We start from the raw sequence: 14,317 nt of genomic DNA on the forward strand, positions 1-14,317 counted from the left end.
TTTTCAAGATTTATTTAAAACTATACGTTTTATACCTAAAATCAGAATAATCAATATTGGTGAGTATACCTTTACCTAAATTTAAAAGTATGAAATACCTGATGCTGCTTTTTGCTATTTTTTCTTATAATATAGCATATGCCCAGACCGTAGAAGTGAAAAATGTAGATAGCCCAGTGGACTGGGTTAATCCTCTAATGGGGACAGATTCTAAACCCAGCCTATCAAATGGGAATGTTTACCCTGCCATAGCCTTGCCATGGGGAATGAATTTCTGGACGCCCCAAACCGGTAAAATGGGGAATGGATGGGCTTATACCTATAGTGCAGATAAAATAAGGGGCTTTAAGCAGACCCACCAGCCTTCACCATGGATGAATGATTATGGACAGTTTTCTATCATGCCGATTACAGGCCCGCTTAAAGTAGATGAAGATGAAAGAGCCAGCTGGTTTTCCCATAAATCGGAAAAGGTTAGTCCGTATTATTATCAGGTTTATTTAGCAGATCATGATGTGGTCACAGAGATCACTCCAACGGAAAGAGCTGCCTTTTTTAAGTTTACTTTTCCTCAAACAGATAGTGCCCACATTATAATAGATGCATTTGATAAGGGATCTTATACCAAAATTATCCCTGAAGAAAATAAGATCATCGGATATACTACTAGAAATAGTGGTGGAGTTCCTGACAATTTTAAAAATTATTTTGTTGTTTATTTTGACAAACCTTTTGAGTCCTATAATTCCTTTGAAGGGAATGATCGAGTGGAAGGGCTGGAAATGTCAGGTAACCATGCCAAGGCGGTCATTAGTTTTAAAACTGAAAAGGGAGAAGTAGTCTTGGCCAGAGTAGCCTCTTCTTTTATCAGTTATGAGCAGGCTGAGAGGAACCTACAGGAAATAGGCATGGATGATTTTGGGACTGTTAAAGAAAAGGGGAAAGAAATTTGGAACAAAGAACTAAGCCGGATAAAAGTAGAAGGGGGGTCCGTAGAAGAAGTGCGGACTTTTTATAGCTGTCTTTACCGCTCACTCCTTTTCCCCAGAAAATTTTATGAGTTTGATGCAGATGGTAACGTAGTACATTACAGTCCATATAATGGAGAGGTACTTCCTGGATATATGTTCACGGACACTGGTTTTTGGGATACTTTTAGGGCATTATTTCCATTTTTAAATTTGATGTATCCTGAGCTGAACAGCCAGATACAGGAAGGTTTGGCCAATGCGTATAAAGAAGGAGGCTGGCTCCCCGAATGGGCAAGTCCGGGTCTTCGAAATGTAATGATAGGGAATAACTCTGCTTCTGTAGTAGCTGATGCCTACCTAAAAATCGGAGATCAGTATAACTATGATATAGAAACCCTTTACGAAGCCCTGCTACATGGAGCAAATAATGCAGGCCCCCTTACTGCAGTAGGCCGTGCGGGTGTGGAGTATTATAACGATCTCGGCTATGTGCCTTATGATGTAGGGATCAATGAAAATGCTGCCAGGACGCTGGAGTATGCTTACAATGATTTTACCATCTTTAAGTTAGGCAAAGCCCTCGGCAGACCTGAAGAAGAGACAGACATTTATAAAAACAGAAGTTTGAATTATAGGCATCTTTTTGATTCAGAAACAAATCTGATGCGGGGCAAAAACAAGGATGGATCCTTTCAAAAACCATTTAATCCTTTTAAGTGGGGAGATGCCTTTACTGAAGGAAACAGTTGGCACTATACCTGGTCCGTTTTCCATGATATCGCAGGTTTGGTGGATCTTATGGGAGGTGAGAAAACATTCGTAAGTAAACTCGATGAGGTATTTGAACTTCCACCTGTGTTTGATGAAAGCTATTATGGACAGGTGATCCATGAGATAAGGGAAATGCAGATCGCTAATATGGGGCAATACGCCCATGGAAACCAGCCTATTCAACATATGATATATCTGTACAATTATGGCGGAGAACCCTGGAAAGCTCAAAAATGGGTCAGGGAAACTATGGATAGGATGTATTGGCCTACTCCTGATGGATATTGTGGAGATGAAGATAATGGGCAGACATCTGCATGGTATGTGTTTTCAGCTATGGGTTTTTATCCTGTAGCACCCGGTACAGATCAGTATGTCATAGGATCGCCTTTATTTAAAAAAATGACCATAGCGCTTGAAAACGGCAATGAAATAATTATCAATGCCCCAAATAACAGTTCTTCCCATATATACATAGACGAGCTAGATATAGATGGTAAATCACATCCAGATAATTATCTGAATTATAAAGATCTCAGCAAGGGTGCAATCATGAATTTTAAGATGTCTGAGCAGCCCAATAAATCCCGTGGTACTAAACAAGAAAACTATCCATATTCCCTATCCAGGGATGAATGAAAAATCATTATAGGAATGAACGATAAAATGATTTTGGGGCTGGATATAGGCGGTTCGCATATTACAGCAGGTATGGTAAACCTGACACAGGGATTTATAAATAATGAAACAGTTGTAAGGGATAGATTGGATGCTTTGGCATGTGCGGAAACAATTGTTAACCAGATGAAGGATATTATTTTGCCATTCGTCCGGCAGGATGAATTTCAGCATGCCATTGCCTTAGCTTTTCCAGGCCCTTTTGATTATGAAAATAGCATACCACTATTAAAGGATCAGGGTAAATTCAGGTCTATATATAAGATGGATTTAAGTGCCTTACTGGCAGAAGCTCTTCAAATAGATGCCAAAAGCATTCGGTTTTTTAATGATGCAGCCAGTTTTCTTCAGGGAGAAATTTTTTGTGGTGTAGGAAAAGAATGTAGCCGTGCTATAGGTTTGACACTTGGTACCGGCTTAGGGAGTTCCAAGTATTTTGGTAAGTATGCTGAAGATGCAGCACTCTGGAAAGCACCTTTTATGGACGGTATTGGCGAGGATTATTTATCTACAAAATGGTTTACTACCTGTTATAAAAATAAAACAGGGAAAGAGGTATTGGGCGTAAAAGAACTGGCTGAGCTGGGAAGTACCGAACCCATAGTGCAGGATATTTTTAATGAATTTGGGAAAAACCTGGCCCTTTTTCTTGCGGAGTTTGTCCATAAGGACCAACCGGAGCTGATAATATTGGGTGGAAGTATGACCAAAGCTATCCATTTCTTTTATCCTGTATTATCAACTGAACTATCTAGGCTTAAGATAAGCGTTCCGGTGAAAATATCCGTTTTGGGTGAGCTTTCTGCTTTGATCGGAGCGGCCAGTTTGTTTTCGTCCATCAATGTAAAGTGAAATGGGTGGCTTCTAAGACATGGGCCATTTTTGAGTTGAATTCGGAACCCGCAAAGAAAAGTGCCTTTGCGGGTTTTTATTATTTTAGATAACATTATTAATGTAGCAATACATAGTATGTTTTTCAGATCTTTTGAACCTATGTATCACCTTTTTTACCACTAGGAACAGTACCAAACTGTTCCGGTGAAAGGAATCCTAATGCAGCATAATAGCATTTAGCTTGTCGTATAAAAGCTCGGGTCCGAGAAAACCATTCTTAGAACAAGTCCATCAAGTTTTGATGTGTCCTTACAATATGACATCTAATTTTTAGACACAATGTAAGCTTATATTATCTAAACTTTTAAACACTAATTAATTGATTATTAATATATCAGATAGGAGGTTGGGATAATTTAAAAGTTTGGATAAGAAAAAATGTCAAGACATCCATGGTACAGGCATCGATCCTTTAAATAATAGATCGACCGTATGACTGAGGACACTATAGCTGATGATTTCAATTTGGGTAAGGGCTAAATTTAGCCGCTACTATCAGATGCATATGTTTTTATATGTTCTTAGTAATTTAAAAAGCAGAAGCGCTTCCAATTATCCATTGATCAAAACTTCAAAATAAATTCCTGTAAATTATCAGTTCGGTCCAGCTGAAGTTTTTTTCTCAATCGGTAGCGTGCAATTTCGATTCCGCGGGTGGAAATGTTCATAAGATAGGCGATCTCTTTGGAAGAAAGATTCATTCTCAAATAGGCACTCAGTTTGATTTCCTGTGGGCTAAGACTGCTAAATTCTTTCTTAAATCTATGGATAAAATCCCCGTGGACCTGGTCAAAATGTATTTCAAACTGTTCCCAATCGGCATCCCCTGCTATGTTCTTTTCTATGCTGTGGACTACTTTTTCCAGTTCATGCCTTACCTCCTGGTTTTTGGTTTTCTTCATTACAGCAGTGACACCGGATTTTACATGGTCGATAAAGCCGTTTTTATTGATGAGGTGCATGGTAGCAGAGGCAAGTTCTTTGTTTTTTGCCTGGATCTGGGCCTGTAGTTTTTCATTTCTTAACCGCTCTATTTCCTCATGTGAATCCTTTAGGGCGATTTCCTTTTGTATTAAAGTTTTCTGCTGCTCCTCTGTGATTATAGCAGCCCTTTGACGGTGTTTTTGATCTAAAAACTTATATAGATAAAACAAAGCCGAACTTATTAATATGGCATAAATTATATACGCTAATGCTGAACGGTACCAAGGTGGAGCAATAGAGAAGGCATAACTATCTACGATCCCCAGTTCGCCATAGAGGTTTTTGCTTCTTACATGAAATACATAATTTCCCTCCCTCAAATGGGTGTACGCTTTGTCCCTTTTTTTGGTCCATTCACCAAAATCCTCCTCCAGACCTTCCAGCATAAATTGAAACTGTGTAGAACTTTCTTGATTGGGGATAGGATTACTAAATTCAAATCGAATGCTACCCAAATGGTAATCCAGCTTTGGTGGATTAAATTCCTCCCTATGATTTTTATAATTGCCCTGATAGATAATAGAATCGGCCAGTCCTGTTAGATAGACTGACCTGATCATGGTGGGATAAGAAGGGGCCACCTGTTTTTTTTGCTCAAGACGGTACCAGATGAATCCTTCTTTGGCTGCAAACAGCACTTCATTGGACTTGATGAGGGCTATGTTTTGCAAATCATCATTCAGGAGGTGTTTAATTTTGTTGAAAATCTGGTGGTTTTTTTCATATGAACCGTTTACTTGTTTTTCAAGCACCCCCACTTCATTATTGCCTATATAAAAGATATTCCCTAAAGGATCTTCCACCATGCTTGTAATAAGTTCACCATCTGGGAAATGGGCTATAAATTGTGTGTCTCTTTCAAATGTATCTTTAAGGGCATTATAGGTATATATACCCTGTTCTGTTGTAAATAATAGCCTGTTGTTGATCTTCCAAACACTGATCCATAAATTGGAAGGTAACCCATTTTCAATGCTATAAAAAGTGGCCTCTACTGAGTCCAGATTTTTGTTTAATTTTAATTTATATACTCCCTTATACCCATGTGTCATCCATATATTACCATCATCGTCCTGTTCCATTATGCGGGATGATTCATTAAATCCCTTTAATTTCCGTAGCAGCTTTAGGTGATCTCCATGTTTTTCGAGTAGATATAGTCCGTTATATCCGCCGCTGATGATCAGATTGGAATGGCCTTTTAACTGATGGAAATTCCATATTCCATTTGCCCCTTCTACCAAATTTGCTTTTTCATCATGTACATGAAAAGCGCCATCATTATGGCCTATAAGCAATTGGTTCTGAATGTCTGAAATCCAATAGACCTGCCCTGTAGTGCCTGGAACTAATGCTAGTGAAGCTTTTTCCTCCTCCTGGGATTGGACGAAAACCCCATAGTTAGTCCCATAATAAATTTTATTTTTAATTAAATGGGCGTCATATCCTGTACCCGGCAACCCAGATGATTGATCTATATGTCTGAAAGGGAGGTTTAATTCCAGTAGGGTGATCCCGTTATTGTGCCCCATCCACAGATTGCCTGCGATGTCTTCAAAAAATGAAAGAATCGTATTGTTTTGAAGTCCTTTTTGTTTATCTAAATGTAAGGTGATTTTGTTTGGTTCATTAATGACATAGATACCATCATTTTGAGTTCCTACCGCTATAGTTCCATCTTTTAAACGAAAGGCTTTATTTATCTTAGCATTCAGGGGGATATCTACTTTCCAAGACTCAATGCCCCCCGGCCCTTGGAGGAAAATGCCATCGTCACGCGTGAATATTAGAAAGTGCTCGTTAGTCTGGGGTATTATTCCAGTAACGAGCTTATCACCCAGATCAGTACCATATGCCATCGGTATAAGCACTTCATTGACTATTGTTTGAAGACCGCTCTCCCATTCATTTATAATTATCAGATTGTTGGCTAAGTGAAAGCTTTCAAAAGTACTTTTACTGGATATAATGCCAGAGTATTTGGCTTGTTCGTCATATATAAAAATATGTTCGGATGTGCAAAAATATACCTTGTCATGATGTTTAAAGATCTTCCAGACTTCTCCTAAATTTTTGAAAACTTCCGGAAGTTCGTTTACCAAAGAGTGGAATAGTAGGGAACCATTTTCATTAGGATAAAAATATCCAAATTCCCCCTGTCCGGCTGTATAAATAAATCCATTATCATTTATAAATATATCTCTAATTTTTGTGCTGTTTGGAAGTGAGTATCTTCTCCAGGTAGTACCATCATACTCCAATAACCCAAAGTTATTGGCCACATAAATAAGCCCTGACTCACTCTGTGTAAAAGCAAAATTTTGGATTCCTCCCTTATATTCGTGACTCGAATAATATTTGGAAAAAGGCAGTCCTAACTGTTGGCCATACGTTTTGGAGACCAAGGTCAATATACAAAATATTAAAGTTCTGTAACTCATTTTACATGGATTGCCCGGCTAATGTAATATTTTTTTTGATGTAATAGGATATGATAAAAGTAGAGGAGATAGTTGATAAGGGAATAAGCGTTTAAATATCGTTTTAGCCCTGTTTTTAAATTAAATGATGAGTTTTTGTGAAATTGGTATTAGCCTCTTGATGTAATATTGTAGTACTTGATTTTTTTGTCATCCTCCTCCTTTTAGCTTCATTTCGACATTAATTAATATTAACCCAAAATAAAATATGAAAAAAATTTTATGGTTTTGTATCACCATGTGTATCAACATTTGCCTTTACGCGCAATCGTTTGTGGTCACTGGAGTAATCACCGATCCTGACGGAGACCCCATTCCCGGAGTCAGTGTTTTAAAAGTAAACAGCACCGTGGGTACTGTTACTGATTTGGATGGTAGGTATACTATTAATGCTAGTCAGGGGGATCAGTTAAGGTATAGTTTTATGGGCTTCGAATCCCAGACACTTACTGTAGGATCCGGAAGTGTGATGAATCTGATGTTACAATCAGATATTTCCTCTCTGGAAGAAATAGTGGTAGTAGGCTATGGCACGGCAAAGAAAAGAGAACTTACCGGCGCTACTTCTCAAGTAAGGGGAGAAAACATAGAGAAAATGAATATGCCCAGGCTTGATCAGGCACTTCAGGGTCAGATAGCCGGGGTAAATATTTCTACCAATTCCGGGGCACCCGGAGGAACATCCAATATCCGTATCAGGGGAATCAGTACCTCAGGCCAAAATAATCCACTGATACTGGTAGACGGCGTAATATATGATGCAGAAGGTCTGAATGCGTTAAATCCCAATGATATAGAATCAGTAAACGTACTCAAAGATGGTACAGCAGGGATATATGGTGTCAGAGCTGCTAATGGGGTTATCCTCATTGAAACCAAAAAAGGGACGCTTAATGCCAAACCTAGCCTGAACTTCGGAGCTTACTACGGCGTGCAGCAGACTGCCAGAAAACTTGACTTATTAAATGCCAGGGAATATGCCATTCTTAAAAACGAAGCCTTTGCAGCCGGCGGTCAAGCCATGCCCTTCAATAATACCAGTCTGGGAACAGGTACTGACTGGCAGAATGCCGTCTTCCAGGATGCGCCCATCCAGGAATACAACCTCACGGTAACAGGAGGGTCAGCAAAGACCACCTATTCTATTGGAGGTTCCTATTTTGGTCAGCAGGGAATTGTGGGGGGACCTAAAGCCAATTTTGAAAGATACAATGCCAGAATAAATTTTACCACCGAATTGGCACCAAGGGTTAGACTGACCAATGTACTTTTATTTACTCGCGAGCAAAGCAGCAGTATTCCACAGGGAGGAATTGGATCGGTTTTATATAATACGGTCAATGCTTATCCCACCGAACCCATTTTTATCGATGGACGCTATTCCTATCTGGAAAATGTGAATGATATCATCAATCCTTTGGCCCAAATGGCCAATACCTATAATGATACCTGGGTAAATAAAATTGTTGGAAAGGAAGAGATATCTTATGATATCAACAACCAATTCTCATTAGTAGGAAGGGCTGGTTATAACTATGCTTTAGTCGACAGTAAAAATTTCAACCCCCTAGTATGGTACGGCCCCGGTAAATTTGCCAATTCAGCAGCCAATGCCAATTTAGATCCGGTGATCCTGAATATAGGAGATTTAGCCATAGAAAGGGGCGCCAATGTTTCCGAATCTAGAAATACCTATTTTGATTATAACCTGGAGGCCTTTCTAAATTATAACCAAACTTTTGCTGAAGAGCACCGTGTCAGAGGTACTGCCGGAGTATCTTATATAGGCAACCGAAGTGAAGGCCTGAATGGAGTCGGCTTTAATATCCCCAATAATGCCCTGGATCTTGCTGATATCTCTGCTAACCAAGCGCCGGGAGGCTATCTGAACAATGTGGGTTCTTTCCAGTCCCGACAAAGACTTACCTCTGTATTTGGCCGAGCGGAATATGATTTTAAACAGCGATATTTTATATCTGCCATTGTTCGAAGGGATGGCTCTTCTAATTTTGGGGTAAACAACAGAATAGGTTACTTTCCTGCGGTTTCCGGTGCGTGGATAGTTTCTGAAGAAGATTTTTATAATGTAGGAGCTCTTGACTTCTTAAAAATCAGGGCGAGTTTCGGTATATCCGGCAATGATCAGATAGGCTTATTCAGATATAGGGGCTTGTTGAATGGCCAAGCTAGATATGTGTTCAATGACCTGTTGGTAAACGGGGCAGCCATTGGGACCACCAGCAATCCAGACCTAAAATGGGAAACCACTGAGCAGACCAACTTCGGGTTAGACGCAACATTCTTGGGTAATTTGGATTTTACTGCCAATTATTTTATAAAAAACACGAGAGACCTGCTTTTCCAGCCAGAGGTGTCAGCCCTTTTGGGTTCCTACGGTGCGGGAGGTTTTCCTCCGGTGATCAATGCAGGAAATGTTTTGAACAAAGGAGTGGAACTGGAGCTTGGTTATTCGATTAGAAGACCTTCAGGTTTCAATATCAACCTGGATTATAATGTCACCTTCCTGAAAAATGAAGTCACCAGTGTACCTCAGGGTTTGGATTTTATTCCAGGTGCTGCCTTTGGTGTAGGTGGAAGTGTTGCTACACGATTCCAACAGGGATTTCCGATAGGATATTTCATCGGCTATCAGACTGATGGGATTTTTCAGTCTCAGGAAGAAATTTCCTCCAGTCCTGTTGCACAGCCAGGTGCCCAGCCGGGTGACCTTCGCTTTGTAGACCAAAATGGTGATGGGGTGATCAATTTCGGCGATGATTCCGATAGGGTCATGATAGGGTCTCCTATCCCTGATGTGATTATGGGAGTTACGCTTGGGATGGATTTTAAGGGTTTTGATTTCTCTGCCAATGTATATGCCGCCTTGGGCCAGGACATTATCAGAAATTATGAGCGTCAGCAGCCTTTTGCCAACCAGCTGGCCTACAACCTGGAAAGATGGACAGGGCCGGGAAGTACCAATGAGGTTCCCAGACTTACCACTGGCCAGACCAGAAACACCGTATTCTCCGATTTTTATGTAGAAGATGGCTCTTTTCTTAGAGTCCGAAACATCCAGTTAGGATATACCCTTCCACAGACCCTTACCCAAAATCTAAGAATATCATCAGTGAGATTATACGTAGCCGCCAATAACTTGGTCACGCTCACGCGCTATATGGGATTTGACCCGGATGTGGGAGCAGGCAATCCTTTATTTGCCGGCGTAGATAACGGGATTTATCCCCAGGCAAGAACAATCATGGGGGGTCTAAACATTAAATTTTAAGGAAAATGAGAAATATATATATAGCTATCATCTTGGCCATGGGAATATTGAGCTCCTGTGACCAGCTTTTGGACATTGAACCGGAGTTTACACAGGATGCTGAAAACTTCTTTAATACGCCACAGGATTATGAAAGGGCGTTGGTAGGCGCATATGATTTGATGCAAACTTCCTATTTGAGTATATGGATAGGTGAAATAGCTTCTGACAATGCCATTGCGGGAGGAGAAAGTGTGAATGACAGCAGGGGCCTGCATGAAATTGACAACATGACCCATGGTGGGGTCAATACGGAACTCAGAGACATCATGCGCTTTAACTATGCAGGAATAGCCAGAGCTAACTACATTTTTGAACATAGGGACAATTTAGATTTTCCGGGCAAAGATCAGATCATGGCAGAGGCGTCATTTTTGAGAGCTTATTACCATTTCGTATTGGTGAGCTATTTTGGGGACATTCCTTTGGTGGTGGATAAAAGATTATCGATTTCAGAAGTAACTGCCAGTGTCAGAACCCCCAAAATCCAGGTATATAATCAGATCGAAACTGATTTAAGAAATGCCATCAATGTTTTGCCATGGACCAATCCGGAAACCGGAAGAATAACCAAAGGTGCAGCGCAGGCTTTGCTTGGTAAGGTGCTGCTTTACCAGAACAAATACAGTGAAGCTGCCCAGGTGTTGGATGAACTCATCTCTACCAATCAGGCTGGCTATGCACTTTTCCCGGACTATGCCACCATGTTTTATCTAATAAATGAAAACAGCAGTGAGGATGTCTTTACGATTCAATATTCTGGACTTCAGGGAGGAGATTATGCCTGCTTTGTATGTTTACAGGGTAACCCAGCCGTTGGTTTTCATGGAATAAGGCTGTATAACGGCCCTTTTTATGGTGATGGCAACAGCTATAATCTTCCTACCCAAAACCTGTACAATGCCTTTGATGCCAATGACCCCAGAAGAGATGCTACCCTACTGGACATAGATGCCTTCATTGCCGCTCAACCCAATTCAGGAAATATTTCCTATGCTGTGGGCGGTGGTGGCCATACCGGTTATTATAATAATAAATACATCAAAAGACTAAATGAGCGTGGCCTGCCTGATGATGACTTGACCAGCCCACTGAATTATCGTGTGATCAGGTTTGCGGATGTGCTTTTAATGGCCGCAGAGTCTTTCCAGCAAAGCGGGAATGATGAGCGTGCCAGAGTTGAACTCAATAAAGTAAGGGCAAGGGTAGGCATGCCCTTGATTACAAGTTCCGGAAATCAGTTGCTACAGGATATTTATCGAGAAAGAAGACTGGAATTATCCGGAGAGGGATATCGATTCTTTGATCTGGTGAGAACTGGAAGAGCAGCAGAAAGCATAGAAGGTTTTCAGGCGGGCAAACATGAACTCTTTCCGATACCCCAGGTAGAAATAGACCTGACTGGGGGAAACTGGCAACAAAATCCGGGTTATTAACATAATGGTCATAGAATCGATCATGGAACATGCTATACAAAGCCGGGTGCTCTAAAGTGGCCATCAAGCGAGATTCCATCCCGACCATTGTAAGTTATGGCCTTTAAAAATCAAACTATAAACAAATGATAAAATATATAAAATACCTATTGATACTGCTGCCTGCCTTTATGCTGGCAGCCTGTATGGAGGAATATTCCCTAGAAGCTAATCCTCCGACATCCGAAGAAGCGCAGTTTACTTTCCAATCTACTGAGGCCAGCGACAACATACTCAGGTTTACTTCAAACAATGATTTTTTCTTAATGAAGTGGGATTTGGGCAATGGGAGTTCAGGTACAGGGAGGACGGTAACAGGAACTTATCCCGTGGCCGGTACTTATACTGTTACACTTACAGTATTTAATAAAGGAGGAAGTGCAAGCTATAGCGAAGAAGTGATTATAGAAAACACAGATCCATTACTTTTGGACTTACCGCTTTATAACATGCTGACCGGTGGTGCAGATGCTACCGAAGGGAAGACCTGGGTCATAGATGCCGCTCGTGCAGGACATTTTGGTGTTGGCCCTAATCCATCCCAGGCAGGAGATTTCCCTGAGTGGTACCAGGCTGGCCCATTTGAAAAAGAAGGAGGGGGAATGTACGATGACCGCTACACCTTCTACTTAGCTGACTTTGCCTTTAAAATGCAGACAAATGGAAATGTGTATATCAATGCAGCACAGGCAGGCAATTTCCCAGGTTCCTTTGAATCCCCAGTAGGTGATTATACCGCTCCATTTACCGCACCAGATGGACTGACATGGAATATGGCCGAACCGGAAGGCGCATATCCTGAACTTACCATATCCAATGGTGGATTCATAGGATATTTTGCTGGAGGACGAACTTACCAAATCGTCAATATTGAAGAAAACCAACTCTTCCTAAGATTTGTAGATCAGGCAAGTGATGGACTAGCCTGGTATATCAGACTGGTACCGGAAGGCTATGAAAGTGGCGGTGATGAGCCTGAACCCGAACCTCAGCCTGAACCAGGGGAAGTGAACATCACCCTTCAAAACATAATCGGCAATGGGCAAAAAGCATGGAAATTAAAACCAGCGGCAAGAGCATTTGGGGTAGGCCCCGCACCGGGCAGTGATGAATATTATCCCAATGGGCAGGATATCTCCGGAGATAGACCCTGTTTATTTAATGACCTGTTTATATTCGGCCAGGATGGATATTTTGCGTATGATCCTCAGGGGGATATTTTCGGTGAATTATATATGGGAGTAGACACGGAAGGGTGCCAGGATGTTGCCAACCTACAGGGGACACCAGGTGCGGCATGGGGAGCAGGTGTCCATGCATTTACTTTTACCAATGGTACTAGTCCGCAGATTACTGTCACCGGTACAGGAGCATTTATAGCTTTGCCAAAGGCATATAATGGCGGTGAATACGCCTCCGGTCCTCCGGCAGAAAACCGATCGGTAACTTATACTATCATTGATTATCAAAATGAAAATGGAGTAGAGGAAATGACTATAGCTATTGACATCACCGGTGATGGTGGGATATTCTGGTCCTTTACTTTAATTCCAGCATAAATTTAATTTAATATGCCAACAAGGATGAAACTACTGATATTAATGATGGCGCTCTATACGGGAGTAAATGGCTGTCAGCAGGAAGAGGTTGATGAAAGGGTTACTTTACCAGAAAATTTGGAGATAGTCGTAGAAAAGATGGGGAATGGGGCTGTGAAGGCGTCTTTTTCAGCCAGTTCTGCGAATTTCTATAGGGTAGGTTTTGGCCAGGCCAATACCACTATGGTTAGAGTGGAGGGCAATGAGGCCCTTCATACTTATGTTGCTCCAGGGGAATATAGGATCCTGGTGCAGGCCCATGCGACAGAAGAAAAATTCATCTCTTCTGAATACCCAGTGACTATAACTGAACAAGACCTTGGCATAGGTATCCCTACTTCCGGTTTTGAAAGCCCAGAATCCTATGATGGGTATACCTTGGTTTGGCAAGATGAATTCGAGGGTTCAATGTCCGAGGATTGGGTATTTGAAATAGGTGATGGCTGTCCCAATTTATGCGGCTGGGGCAATAATGAGTTACAGTTTTACCAGAGGGAAAATGCAGAAGTTAGGGATGGGAATTTGGTCATTACGGCCAAAGCTGAAAACAGGGGAGGGCGGCAATACACCTCATCCAGGATGAAAACCCAAGGCAATAAATCCTTTACTTTTGGAAGGATCGATATCCGTGCTGTGCTACCTAAAGGTCAGGGGATCTGGCCGGCGTTTTGGATGCTGGGAGAAAGCATCACTGAAGTGGGCTGGCCTGCCTGCGGTGAGATTGATATCATGGAAATGGTAGGAGGTAATGCTGATGGGAGGAATAATACCACACATGGCACCTTACATTGGTCAAATAATGGTACTTATGCCAGCACTGGAGGTAAGAAAAGTTTGGCCGAAGGAATATTGAATGACAACTTCCACGTTTTTTCTATCATCTGGGATAAGACCATTATTAGCTGGCTGTTAGATAACGTACAGTTTCACCAGATCGACATCAGCCCCTCCCATATGGACGAGTTTAGAGAGCCACAGTTCCTGTTATTCAACCTTGCCGTGGGCGGAAATTGGCCCGGGAGTCCTGATGGCACCACCGTTTTCCCGCAGCAGTTGGTAGTGGATTATGTAAGGGTTTTTCAAGCAGATAACTGATTTAGGGCTTTTAGCTTAACCTTTTGATAGTATAAGTCCCAGG

Annotated in this window: 7 protein-coding genes; 6 read left to right on the plus strand and 1 reads right to left on the minus strand. The window is 41.4% G+C overall.

Going from position 1 to position 14,317, the window contains the following annotated elements; all coding sequences use genetic code 11:
- The first annotated feature begins 89 nt into the window (after window positions 1-89).
- Together EL17_RS01800 and EL17_RS01805 are read left to right on the plus strand one after the other, a co-directional pair.
- Window positions 90-2,381 carry a GH92 family glycosyl hydrolase gene (locus EL17_RS01800; RefSeq protein ID WP_035069276.1) on the plus strand — a complete coding sequence of 764 codons (2,292 nt, stop codon included), beginning with the start codon at window positions 90-92 and terminating at the stop codon, window positions 2,379-2,381.
- 15 nt (window positions 2,382-2,396) lie between these two features.
- Window positions 2,397-3,272 (plus strand): ROK family protein, encoded by an 876-nt coding sequence (locus tag EL17_RS01805; RefSeq protein ID WP_035069279.1) that lies wholly within the window; start codon window positions 2,397-2,399, stop codon window positions 3,270-3,272.
- A 605-nt stretch (window positions 3,273-3,877) separates the two neighbouring features.
- On the opposite strand, the gene EL17_RS01810 is transcribed toward EL17_RS01805, so the two are convergent.
- The gene (locus EL17_RS01810) at window positions 3,878-6,739 is read right to left on the minus strand and encodes a ligand-binding sensor domain-containing protein (protein WP_035069280.1); all 2,862 of its coding nucleotides are present in this window, start codon (window positions 6,737-6,739) and stop codon (window positions 3,878-3,880) included.
- A gap of 247 nt (window positions 6,740-6,986) precedes the next feature.
- Here EL17_RS01810 and EL17_RS01815 point away from each other — a divergent pair, with 247 nt between their 5' ends.
- From EL17_RS01815 to EL17_RS01830, 4 genes are all read left to right on the plus strand, one after another.
- Entirely contained in the window at window positions 6,987-10,067 is a 3,081-nt protein-coding gene (locus EL17_RS01815; RefSeq protein WP_035069283.1) for a SusC/RagA family TonB-linked outer membrane protein, read from the plus strand.
- 5 nt (window positions 10,068-10,072) lie between these two features.
- On the plus strand, window positions 10,073-11,542 hold the full coding sequence (locus EL17_RS01820; RefSeq protein ID WP_035069286.1) for a RagB/SusD family nutrient uptake outer membrane protein: 1,470 nt from the start codon (window positions 10,073-10,075) through the stop codon (window positions 11,540-11,542).
- 125 nt (window positions 11,543-11,667) lie between these two features.
- Window positions 11,668-13,140 (plus strand): PKD domain-containing protein, encoded by a 1,473-nt coding sequence (locus EL17_RS01825; RefSeq protein ID WP_035069288.1) that lies wholly within the window; start codon window positions 11,668-11,670, stop codon window positions 13,138-13,140.
- Between the two features lie 24 nt (window positions 13,141-13,164).
- Complete coding sequence (locus EL17_RS01830) at window positions 13,165-14,274, plus strand: glycoside hydrolase family 16 protein (protein WP_035069291.1); 1,110 nt, start codon at window positions 13,165-13,167, stop codon at window positions 14,272-14,274.
- The last annotated feature ends 43 nt before the right edge of the window (window positions 14,275-14,317 follow it).

Origin of the sequence: Anditalea andensis (assembly GCF_000714815.1) — a bacterium.
Lineage (GTDB): Bacteria > Bacteroidota > Bacteroidia > Cytophagales > Cyclobacteriaceae > Anditalea > Anditalea andensis.

Excerpts from the sequence above, each read along its gene's own strand:
- EL17_RS01800 (WP_035069276.1), top strand. The coding sequence starts at position 90 with ATGAAATACCTGATGCTGCTTTTTGCTATTTTTTCTTATAATATAGCA.
- EL17_RS01805 (WP_035069279.1), top strand. The coding sequence starts at position 2,397 with ATGAACGATAAAATGATTTTGGGGCTGGATATAGGCGGTTCGCATATT.
- EL17_RS01810 (WP_035069280.1), bottom strand. The coding sequence starts at position 6,739 with ATGAGTTACAGAACTTTAATATTTTGTATATTGACCTTGGTCTCCAAA.
- EL17_RS01815 (WP_035069283.1), top strand. The coding sequence starts at position 6,987 with ATGAAAAAAATTTTATGGTTTTGTATCACCATGTGTATCAACATTTGC.
- EL17_RS01820 (WP_035069286.1), top strand. The coding sequence starts at position 10,073 with ATGAGAAATATATATATAGCTATCATCTTGGCCATGGGAATATTGAGC.
- EL17_RS01825 (WP_035069288.1), top strand. The coding sequence starts at position 11,668 with ATGATAAAATATATAAAATACCTATTGATACTGCTGCCTGCCTTTATG.
- EL17_RS01830 (WP_035069291.1), top strand. The coding sequence starts at position 13,165 with ATGAAACTACTGATATTAATGATGGCGCTCTATACGGGAGTAAATGGC.